Here is a 26,142-nt window from a genome sequence, read left to right on the forward strand (position 1 = left end):
CCCGGACGGCACGCTGCCCGTCAACTCCCGGACGGATCGGGAGCTGACGGGCAGCGTTGAGGGGTGGGACAGATGGTCTAGTGAGCCGGGCCGCCGGTGTTCAGTACGGCGCCGGGCGTCCGTGGTTCGTCCTCCGGGTGGGCGTCGCCCGCGTGGGTGTCACCGGCCGCGAAGGCCGCCTCGTCGAACGGATCCTCACCGGCGAAGACCTGGCGCGCCTGCTCCTTGTCGAACCCGCCGGTCCAGTGCCCGACCAGAACCGTCGCGACCGCGTTGCCGGCGAAGTTCGTCAGCGCCCGTGCCTCGGACATGAACCGGTCGATGCCGACGATCAGGCCGACACCGTCGACCAGATCCGGCCGGTGCGACTGAAGACCGCCGGCCAGCGTCGCGAGCCCCGCGCCGGTGACGCCGGCCGCACCCTTCGAGGCGAGGATCATGAACGCCAGCAGGGAGACCTGCTGCCCGAGCGAGAACGGCTGGTCCATCGCCTCGGCGATGAACAGCGACGCCATCGTCAGGTAGATCGCGGTGCCGTCCAGGTTGAACGAGTAGCCGGTCGGAACGGTGATCCCGACGACGGACTTGTCGACACCGAGGTGTTCCATCTTGCCGATCAGCCGCGGCAGCGCGGTCTCCGACGACGAGGTCGACACGATCAGCAGGAACTCACGGCCGAGGTACTTCAGCAACTGGAAGATCGACATCCCGGTGACCACCTTGAGGATGGCGCCCAGGATCACCACCACGAAGATCGCGCAGGTGAGGTAGAAGGCGAGCATGATCTTGCCCAGGCTCACCAGCGCGTCCGCACCGGTGGCCCCGACGACGGCGGCGATCGCACCGAACGCGCCGACCGGCGCGACCCACATGATCATCGCCAGCACCTTGAAGGCGAGCCGCTGGATGTGCCCGATCCCGTTCAGGATCGGCTGCCCCTTGCTGCCCATGGCCTGCAGCGCGAAGCCGACCAGCAGCGCGACGAACACGGTCTGCAGCACCTCACCCTCGGTCAGGGCGGACAGCAGCGTCTTCGGGATGATGCCGAGCACGAAGTCGGCGGTGGTCTCGTGACCACCGGCCGCCTGGCTCTGACCGGTCTCCCGCAGCTTGTCGGTCAGGTTCAGGCCGGAACCGGGCTGCACCAGGTTGCCGACCACCAGGCCGATGGCGAGAGCGACCGTCGACATCACCAGGAAGTAGACCAGCGCGAGACCTCCGACCTTGCCGACGCTGGCGGCCTGCCGGACCGAGCCGATGCCGAGCACCAGAGTGCAGAAGATGATCGGGCTGATCATCATCTTGATCAGGTTCACGAAGCCGGTACCGAGCGGTTTCAGCTCGACCGCGAAGTTCGGGAAGAGAAACCCGACACCGATACCGAGCAGCACGGCGACGATGACGGCGATATAGAGGAAGTGGGTGCGGTCGTTGCGGACCGGCGTCGGTCGGGGTGTGGTGGGGCTCGCCATGGAGACTCCTGATTGGCCGGGCGGGCGGGGGGTTCTGAGTAACTGTGACGTGACGCACAGGACAACTGCGCATTTCGTTCATATCGTTCGCTGCCCGTCCGGAAAGCGCGGCGCGCGGCACAATGGCTGGCATGACCAGCCGCCCGTGGGAGCTCCGCCGCCAGGTGCTCTGGCTGCAGACGGCCACGGCCGCGGTGATGGTCGCGCTGATCTGGCTCGTCCTGCTGACCCGGACCCGCACGCAGGCCGACCGGGACGCGGCGGCGGCCGGTCTCACCCCACCTGGCTGGGCTGAACTGATCGAGCTCGAACTCCGCGCGATGCTCGGTGTCGCCAGCCTCGTGCTCGGCGTCGCGGTGGCCGGCAACGCGCTGGTCACCTGGCGGGTGCGCCGGACGACCCGCGGGATGGGCACCCAGACTCTCGCGTGGATGCTCGACTTCTACGAGGGCGTACTGCGGGCGGCGCGCGAAGGTCTGTTGCTGATCGACTCCGACGGTCAGGTCCAGCTGGTCAACGACGAAGCGCGCCGGCTGCTCGGGCTGGACCAGGTGATGCCTGGCTCGACGGTTGCCGACCTGCACCTGCCAGCCACCTTGTCCAGCCTCCTCAGCGCCGGCCGGACGGCGTACGACGAACTGCATCTCGGGGCCCTCGGTGTGGTCGTGGTGAACCAGCAACCCGCCCGTTCCGGCCGGATCGTCACCCTGCGGGACCACACTCAGCTGCAAGCGCTGCTGGGTGAGCTGGATGCGGTTCGCAGCCTGGCCGAGTCGCTACAGGCGCAGAACCACGAGGCGTCGAACCGGTTGCACACGGTGGTCAGCCTGATCGAGATCGGCCGGCCGGAGCGCGCCCGGCAGTTCGCGGTCTCGGAGCTGCAGCTCGCGCAGGCGATGACCGATCGGGTGGTCGGGACCGTCGGCGATCCCGTCCTCGCCTCGCTGCTGCTCGCCAAGCTGGCTCAGGCGCAGGAACGTGGGGTGCTGCTCACTCTCGAGTTGGGTTCGGAGGCGCTGCACACCAGGCTGCCTGCCCAGGACATCGTCACGGTGGTCGGCAATCTGCTCGACAACGCGGTCGAGGCGGCACACGGCGGTACGGCGCCCCGGCGGGTCGAGCTGAAGGCGTCGACGAGCGCGGAGTTCATCGACCTCGCCGTGACCAACACCGGCGCCGAGCTGGGTGCCACGGAGTTGGCCAGGATGTTCGAGCGAGGCTGGACCACGAAGGCCGAGCCGGGTCACGGGCTGGGGCTGGTGCTCGTCCGCAGTACGGTCGAGCGGTGGCAGGGGACACTGATGGTGGACCCTGACTCCGAGCTCGACGACGTACCGGCGTTGACTGTGCGGGTGCGGCTACCTCGGGCGGTGAGTGCCAGTGCCTGAGTTGAGGGTGCTGGTGGTTGAGGATGATCCCGTTGCTGCTGAGGCTCATCGCGTGTACGTCGATCGGTTGCCGGGCTTCGTCTGCGTCGGTCTGGCCGGTACTGCGGCGCGCGCGCTGCATCTGCTGAGCGGCGGCGAGATCGATCTGGTACTGCTGGACATGAACCTTCCGGACGGCCACGGGCTCGACGTCGTACGGCGAATGCGGGCCGCGGGCAACCAAACCGATGTGGTCGCGGTGACCGCAGCGCGCGAGGTGGCGGCGGTTCAAGCGGCTGCCCGGATCGGTGTCGTGCAGTACGTACTGAAGCCGTTTGCCTTTGAAACGTTGAGAGATCGGCTCTCTGCCTACTCGCGGCAACGACGGGCAGCAGAGGCCGGGCAGGTCGTCGCGGATCAGGACGAGGTCGACAGGTTGTTGCATCCGGCAACCAGCTCGTCGGTGCCGAAGGGCCTCGCAGGGTCGGTGCTGGATCGGGTGGTGACGCTGCTCGGCGATCGCGAGGGATGGACCGCCGAAGAGGTCGCGGCCTCGATCGGTACGTCGCGGATCACGGCCCGGCGCTACCTGGAGCACCTGGCCGACCAGGGCCAGGCGCTGCGGACACAGCGGTACGACGGGCGGAGCGGGCGACCGAAGGTCGAGTACTCCTGGGTCTCGGAGAGCTAGGCGCGGACGAGCGTCGCCCAGAGGTGCGGCTGCAGCGGCAGGCCCTCGGCGGCCATGTCGTAGGCCCACATCAGCTCGCCCTTGACCAGGCCGTAGAGCCGGTGACCCGCAGCGACCTCCTTGGCCGTCTCGGTCCGCGCCACCACGTCGGTGCGCATCTCGATCTTGGCGCCGTCGGTCTCGCCGTACCAGATCTCGGCGAAGCCGGTCGGGTGGGCCAGCACGACCTCGAGCTTGCCGTCGGGCTTGGGCCGCCAGAAACCGGTCTCGAGCGCCAGCGGGCGCTCGCGCTTGCCGTCCTCGCCGACCACGAAGGTCTGGCTGACGTAGTGCAGGAACGGCTTGCCGTTGTGACTGAAGTCGATCTGCTGCCCGAACTCGAACTTCTCGATCGTCGGGTAGTCACCGTGGCCGCGGCCCTCCCACCGGCCGAGCAGCCAGGCGAGCGGCATCAGGTCGGGATGCAGGTCCTGCGGGATCTCGAACGCCATCGTCTGCCTCAGCTCGCGCTGCGGCCGCGGTACAGCCGGTAGACGACGAACGCCGAGAACCAGCCCATGAAGACGGTGACGAGCACCAGCAGGGACGTGAAGATGACGTGTAGCACGTTGATCAGTCTAGGGGATGCCGGCGGGAGTCTGAGCTACGGTGGCGTGATGTCCCGCACGCTGGTGATCAAGCTGACCGCAGGCGCCGAAGAACCCGAGCGCGCCAACCAAGCCGTGACCGTTGCCGCGACCGCTGTCGCGTCGGGTGCGCAGGTGTCGCTCTGGCTGACCGGGGAGGCGGTCTGGTTCGCTGTACCGGGGCGGGCGGAGGAGTTCGAGCTGCCCCACGCCGCGCCGCTTGCCGACCTGCTGGCCGCCGTACTGGCCGGCGGTCAGCTCACTGCCTGTACGCAGTGCGTCAAGCGCCGCGAGCTCACCGAGGCCGATCTGCTCCCCGGCACCCGGATCGCCGGAGCTCCCGCCTTCACCGAGGAGATCTTGGCGGACGACGCCCAGGCGATCGTCTACTAGTACTACTCGCCTACGCCGGGGCCGTCGCGTTTGGCGGTCTTGTCAGCTCTGAGCGTCGCAGCGCGGCTGCCGGCGGTCTTGCCACCCACCTCCGCGGGCGCGTCGGTGCGCGGCTGAGTTGCCTGCGAAGCGTCGGCCGCACCCCGCTGGATGCTCTGCAGGTGCTTGATCTCGTCCTGCGACATCGGCCGCTTGCCGTTCTGCTCCCCCTGACCGGCCTGCCCGTTCTGCCGCGACTGCCGCGCCTCCTGCAGCGTCGCCTCAACCGCATCCGGCCGCTGCTGCGCGCCCTGCTGCTGCCCGTTCTGCTGCTGTTGCCCGTTCTGCTGCTGTTGCGCGCCCTGCTGCGGCCCACCCTGCTGCTGTTGCCCGTTTTGCTGTACGCCCTGCTGCGGCCCACCCTGCTGCTGTTGCCCGTTTTGCTGTACGCCCTGCTGCGGCCCACCTTGCTGCTGCGCGCCCTGCTGCTGCCCGTCCTGCTGTGCCCCTTGCTGCTGTTGCCGGCCCTGCTGTTGCCCGCCCTGCTGCTGCGCGTTCAACTGCTCCTGCTCGGCAGCCGCAGCTTGATCCCCACCAGTCGGCAACCCCGGCTGCGGCCCAGCCTCCCCCTGCTCGACCTGCCCCTCACGCCGCTCCTGCTCAGCAGCGTCCTCCCCGATCACCGGAGAAGAAGCACCATCCGCATCAACAAACTCGCCGTCCCGCCCAGCCTCACCCTGCGCCTCGGCCAACCGAGCATCCCGCTCCTGATCCGACTCACCAATCACCTCAGGCGAAGCACCATCCGCATCAACAAACTCGCCGTCCCGCCCAGCCTCACCCTGCGCCTCGGCCAACCGAGCATCCCGCTCCTGATCCGACTCACCAATCACCTCAGGCGCGACGACGTCCCGGTCTCCCGTCTGCTGATCGGCCAACCGAGCATCCCGCTCCTGGTCCGACTCTCCGATCACCTCAGGCGCAGCGTTGTTCTCGTCGAGCAACGGCTCATCACGCTCGGGCTCGGCAAGCTCCTGCTCCGCCTGCCGGTCCTCCAGCTCGTCCGCCACCTCGTCGGCGACCACCGCGCCGGCTCCGGCGGCAGCGACCGCGGGCGCAAGGTCGCCTCCGCGCGCCTCATCCGTCCGGCGCTGCTCCTCGGCTCGCTCCTGCTCCAGCTTCTGCCGCGTCTCCGCGTCGCGCGCCGCCTGCTTCTCCTGGCGCTGCTCGACCGCGTCGATCTGACCGTTCCGGTTCGGGTCGACCCGCTCATCGACGACCTGGTCGGTCTGCAGGTCGCGGTCCCGGTTGTCGTCCCTCCCGTTGTGGTCGAGGTCGCGCCGCTCCTCCACCTCCCGCTGGATGTCCTCGGGCGTCAGGTCAGGGTCGGCGTCCATCCGGTCCCGCTGCTCCTGCTGCCATTGCGCCTCGTTCTCCAGCAGCGCGGTCCGGTCGTCGTCGGGCAGCCGGTCCAGCGCTTCGGCGAACTCCGGGTTGTTACTGCGCTCGTGCACCAGGTCCTCGACCAGCGCGCGCCGCTCCTCGGCCTGCGCGGCCTCCCGCAGTTGCGCGTCCCGCATCCGCCGCGCCAGATCGGAGCTCCGCTTCTTCGTCAGCCGGGCCGCCAGCGTCCGGACCACCTGGTAGACGTCCTGCAGAATGTCTTCCTCGATCGACGCCATCAGGCCACCTCGCTCGCATAGACGGAGTACCCGAATCCGGCACTGGCCAAGGCCGGCGTCGCGTCGGGCTGGGTCGCGTACAGGTGCAGCTCCGCGCCGGGGCGCAGCCAAACGGCCAGATGGCGGCGCCGGCCACGCCACTCCACCGGGATCCTCGGATCGTCCCCCGGACCGACGAAGACGGGCTGGCCCCAGTGCTGCCGGGCCAGCTCCAGCTGACCGGGCCAGTGCTCGTCGAGCCCGTCCTGCGCGGCAGGCAGGTCCTCCGGAGCGATCTCGTACGCCGACCACCCACTGCGCGGACTGTCCGGCAGTACGGCGTCGGGCAGCACCAGCATCACGGTCCGGCGCTGGGTGACCAGCCCCCAGGTGTAGCGATCGGGATCGATGTTGCCGGGAGCCCAGGGACGCCAGCCGGTGGCGGCGGTGACCCGCGACACCAGGGCGCGGATCGCGTCCAGACCGGTCTCGGGCGGACCCCAGACACGCTTCCAGTCGGACACCTCCGCGAGGTCGGCCATAGCGCGCTCGTCGTCCGCCGACGACCGCTGCTGCGTCCTCACCTGTCCCTCTCCCTTCACTCGAACCTGCCCAGCGTAAACGGGTGGGGTGCCAGCCGTCGGACGCAACCCGATGGACTGTGGATATCGCACCTGTTCGGAAGCCGTAAGCACCGGTACGGCGTACCGTCCGGGCGTTCGCGAGCAGTAACCGCCGGCGCCGACCGGGCCGCCGGTTTCTGCGTTGTGATGAGAACCATGAAGCTGCCGAAGCCTCCAGCCGAGCGATCGTTCTCCTCGCCGCTGCATCATCCGCGCGTCGCCACCGTGCTCGGGCGCTGGCTCGGGGTGGCGATCGCGCTCTGCTTCCTGACCGGACTGTTCAGCCACTTCCAGCAGGCGACGCCGGGCTGGCTCGTGATCCCCACCCGCCCGGTCTCGCTGTACCGCGTCACCCAGGGCCTGCACGTGGTCAGCGGGATCGTGTCGGTCCCGCTGCTGCTGGCGAAACTCTGGACCGTTTACCCGAAGCTGTTCGCCAAGCTCCCCTGGCCACCGAGCAGGAAGGCACTGGTCACCGTCCTCGAACGGGCCTCGATCCTGGTGCTGGTCTCAGCTCTGGCGCTGGAGATCTTCGTCGGCTTCCTCAACACCCTCCAGTGGTACCCGTGGCCGTTCCCCTTCAAGGAAACGCACTACGCGCTCGCCTGGATCATCGTTGGCGCCCTACTTGTCCACCTGGCTGTGAAACTCCCCCTCATCAGCGAGCATTGGCGCCGCACCCCAGCCGACCGTACGCCGTTACCGCACTCCACCGATTCGTTGCCACCAGCAATCACCGGGCTCAGCCGGCGCGGCCTGTTCCGCACGGTCGCCGGCGCGGGCACGCTGGTCGGCCTCGCCTCGATCGGCCAGTCGGTCCCCGCCTTCGGCCCGGTCGCCGTCCTGGCCCCACGCAAGCCCAACATCGGCCCGCAAGGACTACCGGTCAATCGCACTGCCGAAGACGCAGGCGTCGTCGTGGTCAATGCGGACTGGCGCTTCACGATGACCGGCCCCTCACAACTCTCCTACTCGCTGGACCAGCTTCGCGCCCTGCCACAGAGCCGGTCCGACCTCCCGATCGCCTGCGTCGAGGGCTGGAGTCAAGGCGCTCGCTGGGAAGGCATCCGGATCCGCGACCTGCTGCGACTCTGCGGCGCACCGGAAGGCTCGTCGCTGCGAGTGGTGTCGATGGAGAAGGGCGGCTTCTACGCCACCAGCGAGCTCCCATCCCAGTTCGCCGAGGACCCACTCACCCTGCTGGCGCTCCGGCTCAACGGCTCCGAACTGGATCTCGACCACGGCTTCCCGGCCCGTCTCATCGCTCCCAACCGCCCAGGCGTCTTCCAGACCAAATGGGTCCACCGTCTGGAGGTACTCAAGTGAAGAACGAAACGGAAGCCATTCCCTCGTCGGCGGCACGTGGCGGGCGAGCCGCGCTCGGCGCTCTCGGCGTCGGCTTCGGGCTCTGGGGCGGCTGGCTACTCCTTCAGTCCCTCAGCTTCGACGCCCTGATCCGCTTGCCACTCTGGCTCGGCGGTGCCGTACTGGTGGACGACTTCCTCCTGGTACCAATCACCCTGGCCGCCGGCTGGCTGCTCACCCGCTGGTCGGCGGGCCCCGATCGCCACCGCATCGTCGGCACCGTTCGCACGACCGGCCTGTACGTCGGGATCACCACGCTCATCGCGATCCCGTTGCTGCTCAGACAAGGCACCGGCGCCAACCCGACCGTGTTGCCGCGCGACTACCTGCGCGACTGGTTGTTGCTGGAAGCCACCATCATCGTGACCGGCGTGGCAGTACTGCTGGTTCAGCGGCGCTTCACGTTCAGCAGGTCGCGAGCCTCGTCGGGCGACATCGGCGGCCGCTGAGCCAGCGTCGCCAGCGCGGCGGCACGCTCGACCAGCTCCGCGTTGTGGGTCACCGGCCGGCCCTTGGCGAGCGTCAGGGTGTCCTCCATCCCGACCCGGAGGTGGCCGCCCTTCGACAGTGCGGCCAGAGCGACAGGCAGCGTCGTACGGCCGACGCCGGTGGCCGACCACGAGGTCACGCCGGCAGGCAGACCGTTGACTGCGGCAACCAGTGCGTCCGGCGTACCGGGCATGCCACCCGGCACTCCCATCACCAGGTCGCAATGCACCCTGCCGCCGTAGGGCAGGCCGAACTTGTCGAGCAGCCGGTTCAGCGCCGCGACGTGACCGAGGTCGAACAGCTCGAACTCCGGCACCACCTCACGTTCCTGGCTGAGCTGGTAGAGCTCGGTCACGAACGGCCAGGGGTTCATGAAGACGTCGTCGCCGAAGTTGACCGTGCCCATCGTCAGCGAGCAGGAGTCCGGAGCGGCGTCCAGCACCCGCAGCCGGTGGTCGAAGGGATCGGTCACCGCGCCACCGGTCGACAACTGGACGATCAGCGCGGTGTTCTCCCGGACCGCGGTCACGGTGTCGCGCAGCCGGCCCGGATCCAGCGTCGGCCGGTGCTCGCCGTCGCGGACGTGCAGGTGGATCATCGCCGCGCCCGCCGCCTCGCAGCGCTTGGCGGTCTCGACCAGCTCCTCGAGCGTCGTCGGCAGCGCCGGACAGTCCGCCTTGGCGGTCTCGGCGCCGGTGGGGGCAACAGTGATCAGCGTCGACGTCATGAACGAATCGTGCCAGATCGCGGCCTGAAACGGGATATTTGACGGCGGAGGGGCTCGATTACCGGACGATGTCCGGCACGGCAGGATGGTTCCATGAGAGCAGTCGTGCAGCGGGTCAGTCAGGCGTCAGTGACGGTCGAGGGCGAGGTGGTCGGCGCGATCGACCAGCCGGGCCTGATGGTCCTGCTCGGGGTCACCCATGACGACACCGCCGAGAAGGCGGCTGCCCTGGCCGCGAAGATCTGGACCCTGCGGATCCTGCGTGACGAGCGCTCCTGCGCCGACGAACAGGCACCGATCCTCGCCATCAGCCAGTTCACCCTGTACGCCGACACCCGCAAGGGCCGCCGCCCCTCCTGGAGCGCCGCCGCTCCTGGGCCGGTCTCCGAACCCCTGTACGACGCCTTCTGCGCCGCACTGGAGGCGCTGGGCGCGAAGGTCGAGCGTGGCCGCTTCGGCGCCGACATGCAGGTCGCGCTGACCAACGACGGACCGGTCACGCTGATCCTCGACGCGTGACGCGTGACGCGTGACGCGTGACACCTGACATTTGACGCCCGACGCCTGCCCCGGCCCCCGGCCCCCGGCCCCGACGGCAACGACAGGACCCCCGGACCGGATCTCGTGGATCCGGACCCGGGGGTCCTGGAGAGCTACCTGGCTGAATCGGTGAGGTTCGGCTCAGCGAGGTGAGGTGGTGGCTGGATCAGCCGATCACACCGGCGGCCGAGTGGCCGAGGACAACCTTGGTGTTCAGGCTGTAGACGTCGATCACCAGGGCGTTGACGGACACGTACCGGCTCTGACGCACGACCTGGTTGAAGGTCAGCTTGGCGATACCGGGGATGTCCAGCGTTGCGTTCGGGCCCGTCTGGACCGGGTAGGTCTTGTTGCCGACCCGGATCGAGGCGATGCTCGAGGTGTGGTTCAGGCCGACCTTGCCGTTCTTCGTCTTCCACGCGGAGGCGGAGGACTCGATGGCACCGATCTGCAGCTTGCCGACCCGGACACCCGCGACGTGCGAGGTGAAGTTGACGGCCGACTTCTCGGCCCCCATGTAGCCGTTCTTCGTGGTGAACGCCGCACCCACGTAGGCGACCTTGGGGATGACGACCTCGGCGGTCGCGTTCCGGACGGTCTTGCCCTCCGTGCCCTGGCAGGTGGCCTGGTAGGCGGTCTTGCCGGACTTGACCAGCTTGTCGACGTGCGCGGTCGACACGTACGCGTCACCGATCACCATCGCGGTGGCCGGCTTGGTGATCTCCGCGCGGGTCTTCAGGACGGCGACGTCCACGCCCTCGGGGATGTAGCGGTTCTTCACGGTCGCGTGCAGCACGACGGCCTGCGAGTACGAGTAGATCCCGGAGCCGGTCTTCACGCCACCGACGCGGTTCAGCACGATGTAGCCCAGGCCCGGAACGGCGACCTTGAAGTTCGGGCTCGGCTTCAGCAGCGACGGCACGTTGACGCCGCCGATCCGCACCGCGGCGAAGGTGGTGTTGCCGCTGTAGGACAGCTGGCCGTTCTTGTAGACCGACGTGGTCGTGGTCTTCGCGCCGACCAGGTGCAGCAGGTTGCCGAGCCGGATGTCGGCGGCGGTCGCGTTGCTGGTCACACCGTTGCCACGGGCGTCGTTGAACGACTTCGTGTCGGTGGTGACGGTCTGCGCGATGGCGTGGTTGTTCACGTTCGCGGTCGCGGTGTCGTTGCGATCCGAGGCGTTCGTGTTGGTGGTGCAGCTGAACTGCGCGACGGTCGTCGGGCCGCTGCCCACGACGCCGGCCTGCACGTCGGTGGCGAACGCGTAGCCGCTACGACCGAAAACCGAGCTGGCGGACGCCGAACCCGAGGTCAGCGCAATCGTGGAAGCCACGCCGACAGCCGCCGCAACTCCGACGGCAGCGAGCTTCTTGTATCCGATGCGGGGTCTCATGACCCCTCCTCCCTGAGTGATGACATGACCCTAGTGAGCGGGCCAGGACACAGACACAACTCATTCGGTCGCGGTAGGTAACGAGCTGTGCCCTCTCCGAGATCAAACCGTTACCTTGAGAACTCGCTGACGAAACAACGAAAGCCCTGTACGGGAAGGGAATCCGTACCGGGCCCGGACAAGCCGAAGAGCCCGTCGCGCAAGCAAACGGGCCCTTCGGGGTCAGCAAACTACCAAGTCAGACGGCGACGGCCACCTCGGCCACCTCGCCGAACTGGGCCACCACCTGGCGGTCGACCGGGTCGGCCTTCGGCGCCAGCGTGCGCAGCGTCCAGGTTCCGGGAGCCGCGAAGAAGCGGAAGTGCCCGGTCGCGGAGGTCGGCACCTCGGCGGTGAACTCACCGGTGGAGTCGAGCAGCCGCACGTAGGCCCCGCCGACCGGCTCCTCGCCGCGCAGCACCTGGCCCTGGATCACGGCTTCCTTGTCGATGTCGACCCCCTTGAGGTCGAGGCCGCCCTTCTTGGCGCCGCACATGTCAGGCCTTCCCGGGCTCGTCGCCGAGCGCCACCGGTACGCCGACCAGCGAACCCCACTCGGTCCACGAACCGTCGTAGTTCTTGACGTTCTCCTGGCCGAGGAGCTCGTGCAGCACGAACCAGCTGTGCGCCGAGCGCTCGCCGATCCGGCAGTACGCGATGGTGTCCTTGCCGAAGTCCACGCCGGCGTCGGCGTACAGGGTCTTCAGCTCCTCGTCGGCGCGGAAGGTGCCGTCGTCGTTGGCCGCCTTGCTCCACGGGATGCTGGCCGCGGTCGGGATGTGCCCGGCGCGCTGGGCCTGCTCCTGCGGCAGGTGGGCCGGGGCGAGCAGCCGGCCGGCGTACTCGTCGGGGCTGCGGACGTCGACCAGGTTCTTGACGCCGATGGCCTGCTCGACCTCGTCGCGGAAGGCGCGGATCGCGAGGTTCGGCTCCTTGGCCTGGTACTGGGTGGCCTCGCGCTTGACCACCTCGTCGGTCAGCTCGCGGCTGTCCAGCTCCCAGCGCTTGCGGCCGCCGTCGAGCAGCCGGACGTCGCTGTGGCCGTAGAGCTTGAAGTACCAGTACGCGTAGGCCGCGAACCAGTTGTTGTTGCCGCCGTAGAGCACCACGGTGTCGTCGTTCTTGACGCCCCGCTCCGACAGCAGCGCGGAGAACTGCTCCTGGTTGACGAAGTCGCGCCGGACCTGGTCCTGCAGGTCCTGCTTCCAGTCCAGCTTGATCGCACCGGCGATGTGGCCGGCGTCGTACGCCGAAACGTCTTCGTCGACCTCGATCAGGACGACGTCGGCGTCACTCTTGTGCTCCTCGACCCAGTCGGCCGAGACGAGCGAGGATTCCCTGCTCATTGAATGCTGCTCCTAAGTGGTGGTAGCGGTGGATGGCGTACGAATGCGATGGATCAGCAGATAGGCCTCGCAGCCGAGGCAGAGCCCGACGGTGGCGTTCACGAGCGCGGCGACCAGGGCGAACCCGGTGGCGACCACGGCGAGCAGCTCGGCACCGGCGAAGTACCCGGCCAGCCCGAGCACGGCGAAGACCAGCCCGACCAGCTGGGCGAACCGCGGCGGCGCCGCGTCCTCCAGCTCCGCCGGCGGGCCGAGCCGGGGCCGGACGAGCCGCTTGAACAGCAACCCGTACGGCGAGGCCTGGACGCCCAGGGCGACCGAGATCGCGAACACGACGGCCTGGACCGCGAGCGGCCACGGGTTGTTCAGCACCAGGGTGAGCGCCAGGACGACCGTCGTCAGCACGGCGGCGAACCGGAGCCCGCGCGGATCGACCTGGGGTTGTGCTGCCGTCTTGCTGGACATGACGACTCCCGGAGAAGGAGGTGGTTCGAGCCGGACCCGCCCGGGGATTGCGGGAGGCGACGTACTGGAACCGTGCTCAGCTACCGGTTCCGGAGCGCTCGGGACGCCGCCTGGTCAGTAGGGACGACACAGGGACGAGCGCATGCGGCAGTTGTCCACTGCCCTGCGCTTGGTCAGCCATGTCGTGTACTCCACGTTCCCGAGAGTACGGATACCTGTGGGGACCACCAGCAATGGTCCCACCTGATGAGACAACTGATCACATGCTGGATCAGGACTGCCGGCCCACCACCACGTTCGTCTTGGCGGCCTTGTCGTGCAGGGCCTGCTTCTTGTCGTCCCACAGCGGCCAGAGGTAGTTGATCAGGCCGAGGAAGCTGAACAGCGTGCCGACCACCGGGATCCAGCCGAGCAACTGGAACCCGAAGTCCACGCCGAACCGCTTGGCGACGGCCGAGCCGGGCGGGGGGCCGGCGACGTCACGCAGCCGCACGCTGATGCCGACCGCCATCTTGCCGAGGGTCGCGCCCCTGCGGGTCAGCATCAGGTACTCGTAGAGGAACGAGATGACCAGCGAGATCACCGCCACCGGGATCAGCCACTTGTACAGCTCCGGCGGCAGCTCGGTGTTGATCGGCGGCGGCTCGGCACCCCTGGACGCCGCGTCGAAGTCGTCGCGCAGTTCGTCGATCATGATCTCGATCGCCCGCCAGTAGAAATAGCCGGCGAACGGCATCGTGATGAAGAACAGCACGAAGCTGTCGATGATGCGGGCCAGCACCCGCTTCCACCAGCCGGCCAGCGGCTGACCGTCCGGTGTCGCCGGAACGCGCGGCCCATAGCCGAAACCCTGCTGCTGCGAGTACCCCTGCTGCGGCCCGTATCCCTCGCGGCCCATGCCGGGCTGCCCGAGGCCAGGCACGAAGCCCTGCTGCCCCTGCTGCTGCGCCTGCCCGCTCCCCGGCTGTCCTGCGGCCGGCTGCCCGAACTGCCCCGGGTAAGGCGGCGGCCCCTCGCGAGGGCGGCGGTAGTCCGTCCAGAACCCGCCGTCCCAGTACCGCTGCTGGGTCGGGTCCTGCGGATCGTCGTACCAGCCGGCGGGGAAGCTCATCGCCAAAGCATCACGTATCGGCAGGTCGCCGCGCTATCCGGGGCCGCTACCTGGCGGAGCTGCTCGCGTCGACCGCGACACCGAGGGCTGCGATCACGTCCGCCTTGCGCGGCTGGCCGCTGGCTCGGGTCACGATCGCGCCGCTCGCGTCCAGCACCAGCACCGTCGGCGTCCGCATGATGTCGAGCCGGCGGACCAGCTCGAGGTGGGACTCCGCGTCCAGCTCGACGTGCCGGACCCCGGCGACCATCGACTCGACCTCGGCCAGCGTGCGGCGGGTGGCCCGGCAGGGCGCGCAGAAGGCCGACGAGAACTGCAGCATCGTGGCCCGCTCACCGAGCTCGCCACCGAGCTCCGCGGCCGAGACCCGCTCCACCGCCGCCGACTTGTCCTCCACTGCTCCTCCACGTCTCGCCCGGCCCCGGAACCGTCCGTCGAACCGGGACTTCAGCACGCTCAGCACGACGCCGAGGACGACGGCGCCGACCAGCACGATGATCCCTGGGCTCATGACAATCCAGCGTACGTCGGCGCCCAATACGCTCCGCCGCTCGTTCACTGGGTGGACCGGCGTTAAACCACAAATCGTCGGCACCGCATTTCAAACGGACGTTTAGGCCGCCGGCCGGATAATTGACCGGTAAGGATCAGCCGGCGGCGACGGTGATGACCACCCGGCGGTTTTTCTGCCGATTGGCATCCGAGCTGTTCGGAACGGCCGGAGCCGCCTCGCCGAAACCTTTGGTGCTGATCCGCGCGGCCGGGAATTTCTCGATTCCGATCAGGTAGGACGCGACCGCCTGCGCCCGCCGCTCGGACAGCCGCAGCCCGTACGTCGCGTCACCGCGATCGTCGGTGTGGCCCTCGACCCGCAGCTTCGCCCCCGGCGCTCCGGCCTTGATCTTCAGCGCGATGGCATGCAGCGCCTTGGCCGCGTCCGGACGGATCGTGGCCTGATCGGTATCGAACAGGACATCGCCGGGAGCGACGTAGGAGACCGCGCCCTCGCCGGTGAAGACGTCGACCTTGTCCTGGCCGGGCAGTTTGCGCGACTCCAGCCGGGCCGGGTCGACGTCCACGTCCGGCAACTGCAGCTCGGGCACCTTCACCGTCGGGACGCGCAGGTCGGGAACCTCTCCCTCACCCCGGACGAAACCACCGGGTCTGGCGGCGCCGTTCCGGGACACTCCCCGCCGTACGACGCCCTTGCGGGTCACCGTGGGCAGCACGCCCTTCGTCTCGACCTGGCAGATCTGCGGTGAGGTGACGGCAGGCGCGTTCCGGCCCGGCACGGTGACGCCGGGAAACTCCTTGCCGCTGCCGGTCAGCGTGCTGCCGGTCAGCGTGCTGCCGGGAATCGTCACGGGCGGGATCGTCGCGCCGGTGATCTTGATCGCGCCCAGGCAGCCGCCAGGGGCGTCGTACCGGATGACGCAGCCGGCCGGGACGGTCTGCGCCGGGATGGTGAAGCCCTCCATCGCCGTCTTCTGCTGACCGCCGGAGTCGTAGGTGAGCGGCGGGACCGCCACCTCGGCCACGGTGGCCGGAGGCAACTGCTCGACGGTCCGGCCAGGGCCGGGCGTGCACTCCGGGTCCGGCGCGGGCGTCGGCGGAGTACTGGAAGCACTGGTCGTGGAGGGTGTGCCGGGGGTGGCCGAGACGGTCGCGGAGCCGGGCGCCGACGGCGGCACGGAGCCCCCGGAAGAAGGTTTCCCGTCGTCGTCGCAAGCCACCAGCGCACCGGTCACCGCAATCGCGAGTAAACAACTCCTCACCAGCCGTGACCTATTTCGCATTGGCCAAGTCTCGCATGCGGGACGGACCGGCGGAAATGCCGCCGGGGCCGGTGTTACTCGCCGATTAATGTTGCGTGAACGATGCCGAAGTCAGCAGCGCCCGGCGGCCGCAACGGCTAGTTTCAGGGCTGGCCGCACCGCGTTGACGCCGACGGCGGGGGCGACTATTTTCGACGGAGGCTGCGAACAGGTCGGTGACTGTCCGCAGCCGATCGCAGGACGACCGACGTGAGGTGCGGTCGCGAGGCGTCACCTGACCCAGGGGTGTGGTCGGGTGAAAATTCGACCGCATTGTGCGGTGGGGGGTTAAGGAATGATTGTGTCGAATCTGCCCGTCAGCCGATTGAGCCTGGCTGAGATCTGGGACCGCATCGCCCAATTCTCGATCTCGACGGACGACCTTTCGCAATGGCGAAGTCTGATTCCGCTGGCCGCCGCCGGAATTGTCGTCTGGGCGCTCTGGCTCTACCGATTCTTTTTGTCCCGGCTGGCCGGGCCGATCGAAAACGACTTCACCACCACCACGTCGGTGGTGGTTCCTTCCTTCCATGAGGATCCCGACATCCTGATGCGCTGCCTGGAGTCCTGGCGGCATCAGAACCCCGACGAGATCATCATCGTCCTGGACGTCGCGGACACCGAGGCGTACCAGCGCCTGGTCGCGCTGGACGACCCGCGGATCAACCCGATCCTGTTCAAGCACGCGGGCAAGCGGTCCGCGCTCGGCGTCGGGATCCGGGTCGCCACCTCGGAGGTGCTGGTCCTGGTCGACTCCGACACCAGCTGGGAGCCGGGACTGCTGAAGGCCGTCCAGCGCCCCTTCATCGACCCCGAGGTCGGCGCGGTCAGCACCCAGCAGAACGTGCACGAGCGCACCACCAGCGTCTGGCGCCGGGTCGCCAACTGGCTGGTCAACCTCCGCTACTACGACTACGTGCCCGCGATGGGCCGGGCCGGCGCGGTCGCCTGCGTCTCGGGCCGCACCGGCGCCTACCGGCGCAGCGTCGTACTGCCGGTGCTGGAGAACCTGGAGAACGAGTTCTTCCTCGGCCGGCGGTGCATCGCCGGTGACGACGGCCGGCTCACCTGGCTGGTACTTGCCTCCGGCTACAAAACCGTGCACCAGTCGTCGGCGCGCGCGCTGTCGATGTTCCCGGCCACCTTCCGGGCGTTCGCCAAGCAGCGGATCCGCTGGAGCCGCAACTCCTACCGCTGCTACCTGACGGCCGTCTACAAGGGCTGGCTGTGGCGGGTGCCGCTGGTCACCAAGGTGACCGTGCTGCAGATCCTGCTGACGCCGATCACGATGGGCATCACCATCGGCTACCTGGTGTTCAGCCGGCTGGAGTGGACCTGGCAGAGCTACACGCTGGCCATCATCTGGATGACGATCGCCCGCGGCATCCGCGGCATCTCACACCTGCGCAGGCATCCGGGCGAGATCCTGCTCCTCCCGCTGATCACCGTGGTCGTCATCCTGATCGCGCTGCCGATCAAGCTCTACGCGTTCGTGACGATGAACCACCAGGGCTGGCTGACCCGCTCCGAGGACTCCGTCGGCGGCGAGGGCCAGGACGCGGCCTCGCTGATCCGGCCGAACCAGACCACCACCTCGACCACCGGTCTCCAGCCCGCTCTGCAGAACGAGACCGCCTCATGACCGCGCCGAAGAAGGGCCGCAAGCTCTGGCGTGCCGTCGTCGTGGTGAGTGTGCTCGGCGTCGCCGGACTGGTCTGGATGCAGTCCACCGCCGCCGGTACGACGGACGCGACACCGACGCCGACCCCGCAGACGACCCCAACCGCCGTCAAACCCGGCAGCACCACCCCGAAGACGACCCAGCCACCGGACTCCGCCCAGCCGACCACCCCCGGCGAGGCCAAGGACGACAAGACGATCGACCGGCTCCCCTACCCGGGCGATCCGGAGGCCGAGGCGGCGTACGTCGCCGACGAGGACCGCCGCCTGGTCGAGGTGCGCACGGTCGACTCGCTGGCCCGGTGGAGCAAGACCTCACTCAACTCGCCGTACCGGATCGCCACCGGATCGGCGTACACGCTGGTGCTGACCCCTCGGCGCGAGGTGTACACCATCAAGGACCTGCTCGGGCTCGCCCCGCAGACCTTCATCCGGCAGCCCGACGGCGGCTACCTGCTGTCCGAGCACGTGGTGATCCAGAACGGCGCGACGCTGAACCTGGCGTCGTCCGGCGGCCTCACGCTGCGGCTGGCCAGTGACGGCAACGGCTTCGTCTCGATCGTCAACTACGGCGGCGTGCTGAACGTGCAGGGCGCGAACGGCCGGCCGGTCCGCATCTCCAGCTGGAACCGCGACAACGACGGCCCGGACACGCTCACCAACGACGGCCGGTCCTACATCCGCTCCCTCGGCGGCCAGGTCCGCTTCCGGTACGCCGAACTGTCCGATCTCGGCTTCTGGAGCGGCCGGACCGGCGGCCTGTCGCTGACCGGTACCGACCGGCCGAACAGCGGCTCGCTGGACAAGCTCGGCGAGACGATGCGGGTCGGCAAGCGCGCCACCAAGGAGCGGCAGGCGCAGAACGACGCGAAGAAGACCGAGACCAACGGGACCACCGGGCTGGCCGGGGCGGGCAAGAACAGCCTGAGCCAGGTGCTGCCGGCCGGCAAGCTGCCGCTGCCGGAGGTGGACATCGCGGATCCGGAGTACAGCTACGTCTCCGCGCTGATCCAGAACACGACCGTCAAGCGGAACGCGTTCGGGCTGTTCGCCGCCAGCGCCAACGGGCTCGACATCCGGGAGAGCAAGTTCGACGACAGCCTGGTCGACGGCCTGGTGATGCACCGCTACGTCACCAACGCGGTGGTCGACTCCAGCACCGCCGACGGCAACGCCGGTGACGGCTTCGTGTTGTCCAGGGCAACGACCGGCATCGTGCTGTCCGAGATCGGGGCCAGCCGCAACCACCGCAACGGGCTGACCATGTCCGGTCTGCCGCTGGCCGACGGTCCGAGCGCGACCGGTTCCAGTCTGGGCAGCTACGGCAACAACACCGTCTCCAACAGCAAACTGATCGACAACGCCCGGTACGGCGTCGAGGTGATCGGCGGCACCAACATCGGGGTCAACGCCAACGACCTGCAGGGCAACGACATGGGCGTCGTGGTCCGTGGTGGCGCCGAGGACGTCTCGGTGGTCGGCAACCGGGTGACCAAGCCGATCCGGCAGGGCATCGCGATCCGCGACGGCGTCAGCAAGTCGGTGATCACCGGCAACATCGTCAGCGGCGGCAACACCTCGGTGTACGTGCGGGACTCGGCCGCGACGGTGCAGCGCAACACGCTGTCCGACGCCGACTCGCACGCGATCTCGCTGGTCGGCTCGGTGAACGAGACGAAGGTCACCGAGAACACCATCAGCGGCCGGGGACCGAGCGCGATCGACACCAAGCGCGCGGCCGACGTCAACATGCAGCGCTGGAAGAACGACGAGGACCACTGGCACGACACCACGCCGTTCGTGGTCACGCTCAAGCGGTTCCTGCAGCCGCTGACGGCGATGTGGCTGTTGCTGGCCGCCTTGCTGATCTTCACCGCCGCCCGCGGCACCCGCCAGGCGCGGCGCGTTGCTCACCCGTACGCCGACAAGGCGCCGGTCACCGACGGCCGGACACTGTCCGCCGGCACCGTGCCCGCGTCCAACGAGAACCACTTGGGAGCCAGATGACCCGGCTGCGCCGGCTGCTCGAACTGACCAGGCTGAACAGGCTTTCCCGGCGCGAGCTGGTCATCGCCGGCAGCGCGGCCGGGGCGGTCCTGCTGCTCGGTGGTGGCATCGTCGCCGCCGCCTGGCCGGACGATTCGTCGGCCCCGCCGCCGGTGGCCGTGCCGTCGATCCCGGAGGTGCCACCGGAGCCCAGCATCCCGCCGATCACCGACGACCCGACCGATCCGCCCAGTACGACGGAGTCACCGACCGAGACCAAGTCGCCGGACGACTCGGAGCAAGAGGAGGGCAAGGAAGGCAAACGCAAGCCTGCCGACGCTCCGCTGATCGCCAACGCGGCGGCGGCCGGGCAAGGTCCGTTGCCGAACTCCGCAGCGGTCAGCTGCCCCGAGGCCACCGTCACGGTGACGGACACCAAGAGCCTGGAAGAGGCCCTGGCGAAGGTCGCTCCGGGCGCCAGCATCGCGCTCGAGGACGGCAAGTACCTCGGCAAGTTCGTCACCCAGGCCTCCGGTACCGCGGACCAGCCGATCTGGCTGTGCGGCGGCGCGGGCGCCGTACTGGACGGTGACGGGATCAAGGGTGGGTACGTACTCCACCTCAACAAGGCCAAGTACTGGCGGCTGGTGGGTTTCACCGTCACGAACGGCCAGAAGGGCGTGATGGCCGACACCACCGTCGGGTCGGTCGTGCAGGGTCTGACCGTGCACGACATCGGCGACGAGGCGATCCACCTGCGCGCGAACAGCACCGACAACGTCGTCCTCAACAACACGATCTTCAAGACCGGCCTGCGCCGGGACAAGTTCGGCGAGGGCGTCTACATCGGCTCTGCGGTCAGCAACTGGTGCACGGTGAACGACTGCCAGCCCGACCGCAGCGACCGCAACGTGGTCAAGGGCAACAAGATGTCGCAGACCACCTCCGAGGCGATCGACATCAAGGAAGGCACCACCGGCGGGCTGGTGGAGGGCAACACCTTCGACGGGTCGGCCCTGACCGGCGCGGACTCCTGGGTGGATGTCAAGGGCAACAACTGGCTGATCAAGGGCAACAGCGGGGCGAAGTCGACCCAGGACGGCTTCCAGACCCACCAGATCCTGAAGGGCTGGGGAGACAACAACGTCTTCACCGGCAACATCGCCACCGTCGACGGGCCCGGCCTGGCGATCGCCCTGCGTCAGCCCGCCGCCAACGTGGTTGCCTGCGACAACAAGTTCACCGGCGCCGGCGAGGGGCTCAGCAACATTCCCTGCCGCTGATTTCTCCGACTCAAGAACCTATGGGGGGTTCCGATGGCTGCCAAGCCACGCATCACCGTTCTAGGCACCGGCTACCTGGGTGCCACGCACGCGATCTGCATGGCCGTGCTCGGCTTCGAAGTACTCGGCATCGACACCGACGAGGCCAAGATCGCGGCGCTGGCGGACGGCCGGGTGCCGTTCTACGAGCCCGGCCTGCCCGAGATGCTGAGCAAAGCGCTCGACTCCGGCCGGCTGCGGTTCAGCACCGACATCGCCGAGGCGGCCGCCTTCGGTGACGTGCACTTCGTCTGCGTCGGTACGCCGCAGGCCAAGGACTCGCCTGCCGCCGACATGACGTACGTCGACGCCGTCGTCACCGATCTGGCGCGACACCTGACCCGGCGTGCTCTGGTGGTCGGCAAGTCCACCGTCCCGGTCGGCACCGCTGCCCGGCTGACTCAGCTGCTCCAATCGACGGCACCGGCCGGCGACCAGGTCGAACTGGCCTGGAACCCGGAGTTCCTTCGCGAAGGCTTCGCCGTCGAGGACACACTGCGCCCGGACCGGCTGGTCTTCGGAGTGGCATCCGACTGGGCGGTGGAGCAGTTGCGGGCCGCATTCGAGCCGCTGCTCGAGGCCGAGGTACCGGTCGTGGTGACGGATCTGCCGACGGCCGAACTGGTCAAGGTGTCCGCGAACTCCTTCCTCGCCACGAAGATCTCGTTCATCAACGCGATGGCCGAGGTGTGCGAGACCACCGGCGCCGACGTACAGCAGTTGGCGGCCGCGCTGTCCTACGACCCACGCATCGGGGGCCGGTTCCTGCGGCCCGGACTCGGGTTCGGCGGCGGTTGCCTGCCGAAGGACATCCGGGCCTTCATCCACCGCAGCGAGGAGCTGGGGGTCGGGCAGGCCGTGTCGTTCCTGCGTGAGGTCGACGCGATCAACCAGCGCCGGCGGCAGCGGACGGTCGACCTGATCCGTTCCCAGGCGGGCGGCTCGCTGGCAGGGGTGACGGTCTGCGCGCTGGGGGCGGCGTTCAAGCCCGACTCGGACGACGTCCGCGACGCTCCGGCCCTGGACGTGGCCCGGCTGCTGCAGGCCGAGGGCGCGATCGTGCGCGTCTACGACCCGCAGGCGATGGACAACGCGCGCAAGGCCTATCCGGACCTCCACTACGCCTCGGGGGTCGCCGAGGCGGCGCAAGGAGCGCACGTGGTGGCCCTGCTGACCGAGTGGGACCAGTTCAAGGACATCGATCCGGAGTGGCTCGGCGAGATCGTGGCCGTGCGCGCGATCGTGGACGGCCGGCACGCGCTCGACCCGGTGGCCTGGCAGGCGGCGTCCTGGGACTACCGGGCGCTGGGGCGCGCTCACGACCCGGCTGCCTGACTCGGCTGCCTGACCCGGCCGCCTGAAGTCGATTGACGGCGCTTGGTTGAATGGTGCTCATGGATTCCGGGTTGATCGTGCGCCACGGCGTCGTCATCCCGGAAACCGAGCTGTCCTGGCGGTTCTCCCGGTCGAGCGGCCCGGGCGGCCAGTCGGTGAACACCACCGACAGCCGGGTGGAGCTCAGTTTCGACGTGGCGAGCAGCACGGCGCTGAACGACGTACTGAAGGCACGGGCGCTGGAGCGACTCGGGTCGCGGCTGGTGGACGGCGTACTGACTGTGGCTGCGTCCGAGCAGCGGTCACAGTGGCGCAACCGGGAGGCGGCGCGAGCGCGGCTGGCCGCTTTGATCCGGGAGGCCATCGCAGCGCCGGCACGGCAGCGGCGGCCGACCCGGCCCAGTAAGGGCTCGGTCCGGCGGCGGCTGGACGAGAAGAAGCGCCGCGGGGACACCAAGCGCCTCCGAGGGCGGCCGACCGACTGATCTGCGGCGCCCCTTTCGGTGGTTAGGCTTCGGGCGTGCAGGAACCAACGGGGAGCGGTGACGGCGAGGAACTGCCGGCACTGCAGGACATGAAGGTGCGCGGCTGGCCGCTGAAGACCTGGGGTATCAGCGCGGGAGTGCTGTTGCTGGCGGTCTCGGCGGCGTTCGGCGGCCTGAAGAAGGCTGCGGACGAGACTCCGCGCGTGGCGGCCGGTACGGCGATCGACAGCGGCCGGCTCGAGGTGACGATCCAGCGGGTGGTCACGGTCAAGGACCTGAAGCCGCTGTTCACCCCGGACGACGGTGGCGCGCTGATCGCCGTGGTGACCAAGCTGAAGGTGACCGACGACACCGGCGCTACGCCGCCCACGGACCTGATCCGGCTGATCGGCGTACCGGGGATCAAGGACGACCAACCACCGCTGGGCACCACCAACCTCCGCGACGAGACGCGCGACCCGGTGCTGACACCGGAGCAGGGCGAGGACGTCGCCTACGTCTGGAAGTTGCCCAAGGCCACTGCTCTGCCGGCCGAGGTGGAGCTCACCGTGCGGCACTACGAGCACGTCGAGTCGTCGCTGCTGGACGCCCACGAGAAGTGGAATCCGGGCGAGGTCGCGGCCGAGGGCAGCGTCAAGGTGAAGGACAACAGCAAATGACCGCGCCTCCTTTGGAGCAGGCCGCCTCAGCCGGGCGCGGGCGCCGGCGCAGAGTCCTGAACATCGGGCTGGTGCTGGTCGTGCTGGTGGCGATCATCGGGCTCTATCGGCTGACGCCGACGCAGAAGGACATCCAGGAGCCGGTTGCGGTGAAGGGTGTGGTCGGCAAGGCGGTCAAGACGCCGCGGTTCGAGCTGCTCGTCAGCGGTGTCCAGGTCAGCAAGAAGCTGCGGATCCCGCGGTCGGCGCCGGATCGCGACACGTTGTCCGACTTCGTCGTCGTGGAGGCTGTGGCGGTGGCCAAGCGCGAGCCGCTCTACCTGAAGAACGTGTCGATCAAGGCCGCTGACGGGACCGTCTACCTGGGCGCGAACCGGTCCGGCCTGCGCGAGGTGGACCTGACCGGGTTCCAGCTCGCGCCGGACATCCCCGCCCGGGGGTCGTTCGTGGTGGAGATGCCCGCCGATCAGCTGCCGGGGTCGGTGCTGCTGGTGATGGAGAAGCAGTTCATGAACGATCTGGAGCCGAGGGCAACCATCCCGCTCGGGGTGGAGAAGGACCAGCTGGACGGGGCGCGGAAGGACGTGGCGATCCTGAACGCCGCGGACGCGCGATGAGCAGCGCTCGCCGGGCCCGGCCCGGCTGGTTTCGGAAGAACGGGGTGGCGCTGCTCTCCCTGGTCGTCGCCGTGCCGCTGACCGGCTGGTGGACGACGCGGTCCGATCTCAAGTCCTGGTACGACGCCGAGCCGCGCGACGCGGTCAGAGTCGCGGCGGGCGGTACGTCGTACGCGGATGCCACCTGGTTCGCCGCGAGCGTCGAGGTCGATCCGCGGCCGACCCGGTCGACCGCCGTACCGAGTGCGCTGCCGGAGGGGACGACTCGCGTGCGGGTCTACTTCCGGCTGCAGGTGGACGATCTGAAGAAGCTCGAGTCGGTGAGCGGCTGCCGGGTGCACCTGCGGGCGCCGGACGGGCGGATCTGGGACGAGTCGAACCTGGAGAACGAGTTCCAGGACCGGCCGACCGGTTGCACGGGTGGCTACGACGACAAACCGGCCAGTTTCCGGGACCCGAAGCTCGCGCCGTACTACCTGAAGCCGACGGCCGGGAAGCCGTACGAGACAGTCGCGGTCTTCATCGTGCCGACCGCGGTGGCCTCCTCGGTGGAGCCGGTGATGACGTGGGCTACTCGGCTGCCTGAGTATCTGGCATTCCCGAGGTAGCGGCGGTCAAATCCGCGACGCCCTTGTCCTCCTGCGGCCCGGACGCGTGGGCGGCGTGGGTCCTGGTCTTGAGGTAGCCGGCCAGGCCGCCGATCATCCGGTCGTACGCCGCCGCCAGCAAGCTCACCTGAAGCATGATCTTCAGCCCGTCGGTGACCAGGCTGAGCGGCTCGTCCACGACCAGCCAGAACTGCAGCGAGTGCGGCCCGAGGACGTAGTACTTGAGGAAGACCCAGACCTCACTGGCCAGGAACGTGACCACTGCCCAGGCGAGGAAATAGCCGAGCATCGGCCGCAGCCCGGAACGGACCACCAGCCGGAACGCGTCGGCGACCGGCGTCCAGCGGTCCTTCCAGTCCGACACCATCGAGTTGCCGGCCACCCGGACCAGCTTCGGCGTCTGCTGCCAGCGGTTGGTGATCCGGTCGAATCGCCAGCGCCGCTCGGGCTTGTCGGCCTTGTGCACCGCCCGGCCGTAGATCACCGCGGTCATCGTGATCCACATCAGCGGCAGCACGGCCGCGCTCCACAGGTCACCGATGCCTGCGGCAACGAACCCGGTGACGGTGTCCCAGATCTCCCGGATCTTCTCGACCCCGAGCAGGTGATCGAGCAGCCACAGGTATCCGTCCCGCACCCAGGCGGCGACCTGGCGTTCCTTCAGCCAGGCCTTGGGCGACGGGATGAACGAGGACGCCTGGTAGACGACCACGAAGATCCAGAGCGCCTCGAGATAGGTGACGAACAACCGGCGTACGGGGCCGCCGGTGTTCTTGCCCTTCCGCTTGAAGAAGAACCGCAGCACGTACGCCGTCAGCCCCAGGGCGATGAACAGCCAGGTCGACAGCGCCTGCAGCCCGGACGGCTGCGCCGCGACCGTGCCGCCGTTGAGAACGGTCGCGACAGTCTCGTTGACCTTGTGGACAGCCAGTTGGTACTCGTAGTCGAGCGCCTCGGCCTGGAGAAACTTGTAGGCCGCGTAGAAAGCGAGGAACGGCAACAACGCCGCCGCCAACGCGTCGATCGGCCGATGCTCCTTGCCCGGCTCGACACCGTCGGGCGCCAGCATCCCCTCGGCCACGGCACGGCGGTGGAAGGGCAGTTCGCTTCGCAGTACGAGGAACATGGCGACGTACATCGCCAGCGAAACCACCACCAGCAACGCCAGCACGGCGATCCCAGCCGCCTCAGCCTTCGCCCCGGCCTGCACTGCCACCCACTGCAGCCCCCGATGCACGAGCTGCGCGATCAGAAACACAGCCAGCAACCGCGGCCAGGCCTTCCCGAACAAAGCCCCCGCGCGCCCCACCGTAGTGAGCAACGTCCCCGATTCCATCGCCACAACCGCG

General features: G+C 68.7%; 27 protein-coding genes. 14 read left to right on the forward strand and 13 right to left on the reverse strand.

Going from position 1 to position 26,142, the window contains the following annotated elements:
- Positions 1-77: 77 nt before the first annotated feature.
- Positions 78-1,472 carry a cation:dicarboxylate symporter family transporter gene (locus OX958_RS31955; RefSeq protein ID WP_270133920.1) on the reverse strand — a complete coding sequence of 465 codons (1,395 nt, stop codon included), beginning with the start codon at positions 1,470-1,472 and terminating at the stop codon, positions 78-80.
- A 131-nt stretch (positions 1,473-1,603) separates the two neighbouring features.
- Between OX958_RS31955 and OX958_RS31960 the strand changes: the two genes are divergently transcribed.
- Positions 1,604-2,860: a sensor histidine kinase gene (locus OX958_RS31960; protein WP_270133921.1), complete on the forward strand. Its 1,257-nt coding sequence runs from the start codon at positions 1,604-1,606 to the stop codon at positions 2,858-2,860.
- A complete protein-coding gene (locus OX958_RS31965; RefSeq protein ID WP_270133922.1) occupies positions 2,853-3,530 on the forward strand; it encodes a response regulator in 678 nt (225 codons plus the stop codon). Before OX958_RS31960 ends, OX958_RS31965 begins: the two co-directional genes overlap by 8 nt.
- Here the strand turns inward: OX958_RS31965 and OX958_RS31970 are convergent.
- A complete protein-coding gene (locus OX958_RS31970) occupies positions 3,527-4,021 on the reverse strand; it encodes an FABP family protein (RefSeq protein ID WP_270133923.1) in 495 nt (164 codons plus the stop codon). The two genes, OX958_RS31965 and OX958_RS31970, sit on opposite strands and share 4 nt — an antisense overlap.
- Before the next feature lie 165 nt (positions 4,022-4,186).
- Here OX958_RS31970 and OX958_RS31975 point away from each other — a divergent pair, with 165 nt between their 5' ends.
- Positions 4,187-4,549 (forward strand): DsrE family protein, encoded by a 363-nt coding sequence (locus OX958_RS31975; RefSeq protein ID WP_270133925.1) that lies wholly within the window; start codon positions 4,187-4,189, stop codon positions 4,547-4,549.
- Positions 4,550-4,551: 2 nt separating this feature from the next.
- On the opposite strand, the gene OX958_RS31980 is transcribed toward OX958_RS31975, so the two are convergent.
- Both OX958_RS31980 and OX958_RS31985 read right to left on the reverse strand, forming a co-directional pair.
- Positions 4,552-6,210, reverse strand: coding sequence for a hypothetical protein (locus OX958_RS31980; protein ID WP_270133927.1), 1,659 nt, complete (start codon positions 6,208-6,210; stop codon positions 4,552-4,554).
- Positions 6,210-6,773, reverse strand: coding sequence for a hypothetical protein (locus OX958_RS31985; protein WP_270133928.1), 564 nt, complete (start codon positions 6,771-6,773; stop codon positions 6,210-6,212). The genes OX958_RS31980 and OX958_RS31985 overlap by 1 nt, the downstream gene beginning before the upstream one ends.
- Before the next feature lie 195 nt (positions 6,774-6,968).
- Between OX958_RS31985 and OX958_RS31990 the strand changes: the two genes are divergently transcribed.
- Complete coding sequence (locus OX958_RS31990; RefSeq protein ID WP_270133929.1) at positions 6,969-8,138, forward strand: molybdopterin-dependent oxidoreductase; 1,170 nt, start codon at positions 6,969-6,971, stop codon at positions 8,136-8,138.
- Positions 8,135-8,626: a hypothetical protein gene (locus OX958_RS31995; protein ID WP_270133930.1), complete on the forward strand. Its 492-nt coding sequence runs from the start codon at positions 8,135-8,137 to the stop codon at positions 8,624-8,626. The genes OX958_RS31990 and OX958_RS31995 overlap by 4 nt, the downstream gene beginning before the upstream one ends.
- On the opposite strand, the gene OX958_RS32000 is transcribed toward OX958_RS31995, so the two are convergent.
- On the reverse strand, positions 8,566-9,393 hold the full coding sequence (locus tag OX958_RS32000; RefSeq protein WP_270133931.1) for a 3-keto-5-aminohexanoate cleavage protein: 828 nt from the start codon (positions 9,391-9,393) through the stop codon (positions 8,566-8,568). The genes OX958_RS31995 and OX958_RS32000 overlap by 61 nt on opposite strands.
- Positions 9,394-9,486: 93 nt before the next feature.
- Between OX958_RS32000 and dtd the strand changes: the two genes are divergently transcribed.
- Positions 9,487-9,912: a D-aminoacyl-tRNA deacylase gene (gene dtd, locus OX958_RS32005; protein ID WP_270133933.1), complete on the forward strand. Its 426-nt coding sequence runs from the start codon at positions 9,487-9,489 to the stop codon at positions 9,910-9,912.
- A 187-nt stretch (positions 9,913-10,099) separates the two neighbouring features.
- On the opposite strand, the gene OX958_RS32010 is transcribed toward dtd, so the two are convergent.
- The 7 genes from OX958_RS32010 to OX958_RS32040 all read right to left on the reverse strand — a co-directional run bounded on the left by OX958_RS32010 (position 10,100) and on the right by OX958_RS32040 (position 16,062).
- On the reverse strand, positions 10,100-11,326 hold the full coding sequence (locus tag OX958_RS32010) for a choice-of-anchor P family protein (RefSeq protein ID WP_270133934.1): 1,227 nt from the start codon (positions 11,324-11,326) through the stop codon (positions 10,100-10,102).
- A gap of 238 nt (positions 11,327-11,564) precedes the next feature.
- Positions 11,565-11,861, reverse strand: a complete 297-nt coding sequence (locus OX958_RS32015) for a DUF1416 domain-containing protein (RefSeq protein WP_270133935.1) — start codon at positions 11,859-11,861, stop codon at positions 11,565-11,567.
- A 1-nt stretch (position 11,862) separates the two neighbouring features.
- Positions 11,863-12,711, reverse strand: coding sequence for a sulfurtransferase (locus OX958_RS32020; RefSeq protein ID WP_270133936.1), 849 nt, complete (start codon positions 12,709-12,711; stop codon positions 11,863-11,865).
- A 12-nt stretch (positions 12,712-12,723) separates the two neighbouring features.
- Complete coding sequence (locus OX958_RS32025; RefSeq protein WP_270133938.1) at positions 12,724-13,176, reverse strand: DUF4395 domain-containing protein; 453 nt, start codon at positions 13,174-13,176, stop codon at positions 12,724-12,726.
- A gap of 271 nt (positions 13,177-13,447) precedes the next feature.
- Positions 13,448-14,287 (reverse strand): RDD family protein, encoded by an 840-nt coding sequence (locus OX958_RS32030; RefSeq protein ID WP_270133939.1) that lies wholly within the window; start codon positions 14,285-14,287, stop codon positions 13,448-13,450.
- A gap of 46 nt (positions 14,288-14,333) precedes the next feature.
- Positions 14,334-14,798: a TlpA family protein disulfide reductase gene (locus tag OX958_RS32035; protein WP_270133940.1), complete on the reverse strand. Its 465-nt coding sequence runs from the start codon at positions 14,796-14,798 to the stop codon at positions 14,334-14,336.
- A gap of 136 nt (positions 14,799-14,934) precedes the next feature.
- The gene (locus OX958_RS32040; RefSeq protein ID WP_270133941.1) at positions 14,935-16,062 is read right to left on the reverse strand and encodes an OmpA family protein; all 1,128 of its coding nucleotides are present in this window, start codon (positions 16,060-16,062) and stop codon (positions 14,935-14,937) included.
- Between the two features lie 340 nt (positions 16,063-16,402).
- Between OX958_RS32040 and OX958_RS32045 the strand changes: the two genes are divergently transcribed.
- Genes OX958_RS32045 through OX958_RS32080 form a run of 8 tightly spaced genes read left to right on the forward strand, consistent with a single transcriptional unit; the run spans position 16,403 to position 24,793 of the window.
- Positions 16,403-17,743 (forward strand): glycosyltransferase, encoded by a 1,341-nt coding sequence (locus OX958_RS32045; protein WP_270133942.1) that lies wholly within the window; start codon positions 16,403-16,405, stop codon positions 17,741-17,743.
- On the forward strand, positions 17,740-19,788 hold the full coding sequence (locus tag OX958_RS32050; protein WP_270133943.1) for a right-handed parallel beta-helix repeat-containing protein: 2,049 nt from the start codon (positions 17,740-17,742) through the stop codon (positions 19,786-19,788). Before OX958_RS32045 ends, OX958_RS32050 begins: the two co-directional genes overlap by 4 nt.
- Entirely contained in the window at positions 19,785-21,050 is a 1,266-nt protein-coding gene (locus tag OX958_RS32055; protein ID WP_270133944.1) for a hypothetical protein, read from the forward strand. Before OX958_RS32050 ends, OX958_RS32055 begins: the two co-directional genes overlap by 4 nt.
- A 33-nt stretch (positions 21,051-21,083) precedes the next feature.
- Positions 21,084-22,424, forward strand: a complete 1,341-nt coding sequence (locus tag OX958_RS32060) for a UDP-glucose dehydrogenase family protein (RefSeq protein ID WP_270133945.1) — start codon at positions 21,084-21,086, stop codon at positions 22,422-22,424.
- A 59-nt stretch (positions 22,425-22,483) separates the two neighbouring features.
- Positions 22,484-22,909, forward strand: coding sequence for an alternative ribosome rescue aminoacyl-tRNA hydrolase ArfB (arfB, locus tag OX958_RS32065; RefSeq protein ID WP_270133946.1), 426 nt, complete (start codon positions 22,484-22,486; stop codon positions 22,907-22,909).
- Between the two features lie 35 nt (positions 22,910-22,944).
- Positions 22,945-23,568 carry a hypothetical protein gene (locus OX958_RS32070; protein ID WP_270133947.1) on the forward strand — a complete coding sequence of 208 codons (624 nt, stop codon included), beginning with the start codon at positions 22,945-22,947 and terminating at the stop codon, positions 23,566-23,568.
- On the forward strand, positions 23,565-24,185 hold the full coding sequence (locus OX958_RS32075) for a hypothetical protein (protein ID WP_270133948.1): 621 nt from the start codon (positions 23,565-23,567) through the stop codon (positions 24,183-24,185). The genes OX958_RS32070 and OX958_RS32075 overlap by 4 nt, the downstream gene beginning before the upstream one ends.
- Positions 24,182-24,793 carry a hypothetical protein gene (locus OX958_RS32080; RefSeq protein ID WP_270133949.1) on the forward strand — a complete coding sequence of 204 codons (612 nt, stop codon included), beginning with the start codon at positions 24,182-24,184 and terminating at the stop codon, positions 24,791-24,793. Before OX958_RS32075 ends, OX958_RS32080 begins: the two co-directional genes overlap by 4 nt.
- On the opposite strand, the gene OX958_RS32085 is transcribed toward OX958_RS32080, so the two are convergent.
- Positions 24,756-26,129 (reverse strand): hypothetical protein, encoded by a 1,374-nt coding sequence (locus OX958_RS32085; protein ID WP_270139187.1) that lies wholly within the window; start codon positions 26,127-26,129, stop codon positions 24,756-24,758. The two genes, OX958_RS32080 and OX958_RS32085, sit on opposite strands and share 38 nt — an antisense overlap.
- Between the last annotated feature and the right edge of the window lie 13 nt (positions 26,130-26,142).

Source organism: Kribbella sp. CA-293567, from assembly GCF_027627575.1.
Classification (GTDB): Bacteria; Actinomycetota; Actinomycetes; order Propionibacteriales; family Kribbellaceae; genus Kribbella.

What these genes read in the sequence shown, in the direction of transcription:
- OX958_RS31955 (WP_270133920.1), bottom strand. Translation starts at nt 1,472, where the DNA reads ATGGCGAGCCCCACCACACCCCGACCGACGCCGGTCCGCAACGACCGC.
- OX958_RS32075 (WP_270133948.1), top strand. Translation starts at nt 23,565, where the DNA reads ATGACCGCGCCTCCTTTGGAGCAGGCCGCCTCAGCCGGGCGCGGGCGC.
- OX958_RS31990 (WP_270133929.1), top strand. Translation starts at nt 6,969, where the DNA reads ATGAAGCTGCCGAAGCCTCCAGCCGAGCGATCGTTCTCCTCGCCGCTG.
- OX958_RS32015 (WP_270133935.1), bottom strand. Translation starts at nt 11,861, where the DNA reads ATGTGCGGCGCCAAGAAGGGCGGCCTCGACCTCAAGGGGGTCGACATC.
- OX958_RS32080 (WP_270133949.1), top strand. Translation starts at nt 24,182, where the DNA reads ATGAGCAGCGCTCGCCGGGCCCGGCCCGGCTGGTTTCGGAAGAACGGG.
- OX958_RS32000 (WP_270133931.1), bottom strand. Translation starts at nt 9,393, where the DNA reads ATGACGTCGACGCTGATCACTGTTGCCCCCACCGGCGCCGAGACCGCC.
- arfB (WP_270133946.1), top strand. Translation starts at nt 22,484, where the DNA reads ATGGATTCCGGGTTGATCGTGCGCCACGGCGTCGTCATCCCGGAAACC.
- OX958_RS32010 (WP_270133934.1), bottom strand. Translation starts at nt 11,326, where the DNA reads ATGAGACCCCGCATCGGATACAAGAAGCTCGCTGCCGTCGGAGTTGCG.
- OX958_RS32035 (WP_270133940.1), bottom strand. Translation starts at nt 14,798, where the DNA reads ATGAGCCCAGGGATCATCGTGCTGGTCGGCGCCGTCGTCCTCGGCGTC.
- dtd (WP_270133933.1), top strand. Translation starts at nt 9,487, where the DNA reads ATGAGAGCAGTCGTGCAGCGGGTCAGTCAGGCGTCAGTGACGGTCGAG.
- OX958_RS32020 (WP_270133936.1), bottom strand. Translation starts at nt 12,711, where the DNA reads ATGAGCAGGGAATCCTCGCTCGTCTCGGCCGACTGGGTCGAGGAGCAC.
- OX958_RS32050 (WP_270133943.1), top strand. Translation starts at nt 17,740, where the DNA reads ATGACCGCGCCGAAGAAGGGCCGCAAGCTCTGGCGTGCCGTCGTCGTG.
- OX958_RS31975 (WP_270133925.1), top strand. Translation starts at nt 4,187, where the DNA reads ATGTCCCGCACGCTGGTGATCAAGCTGACCGCAGGCGCCGAAGAACCC.
- OX958_RS31970 (WP_270133923.1), bottom strand. Translation starts at nt 4,021, where the DNA reads ATGGCGTTCGAGATCCCGCAGGACCTGCATCCCGACCTGATGCCGCTC.
- OX958_RS31980 (WP_270133927.1), bottom strand. Translation starts at nt 6,210, where the DNA reads ATGGCGTCGATCGAGGAAGACATTCTGCAGGACGTCTACCAGGTGGTC.
- OX958_RS31960 (WP_270133921.1), top strand. Translation starts at nt 1,604, where the DNA reads ATGACCAGCCGCCCGTGGGAGCTCCGCCGCCAGGTGCTCTGGCTGCAG.
- OX958_RS32085 (WP_270139187.1), bottom strand. Translation starts at nt 26,129, where the DNA reads ATGGAATCGGGGACGTTGCTCACTACGGTGGGGCGCGCGGGGGCTTTG.
- OX958_RS32025 (WP_270133938.1), bottom strand. Translation starts at nt 13,176, where the DNA reads ATGTCCAGCAAGACGGCAGCACAACCCCAGGTCGATCCGCGCGGGCTC.
- OX958_RS32030 (WP_270133939.1), bottom strand. Translation starts at nt 14,287, where the DNA reads ATGAGCTTCCCCGCCGGCTGGTACGACGATCCGCAGGACCCGACCCAG.
- OX958_RS32060 (WP_270133945.1), top strand. Translation starts at nt 21,084, where the DNA reads ATGGCTGCCAAGCCACGCATCACCGTTCTAGGCACCGGCTACCTGGGT.
- OX958_RS32055 (WP_270133944.1), top strand. Translation starts at nt 19,785, where the DNA reads ATGACCCGGCTGCGCCGGCTGCTCGAACTGACCAGGCTGAACAGGCTT.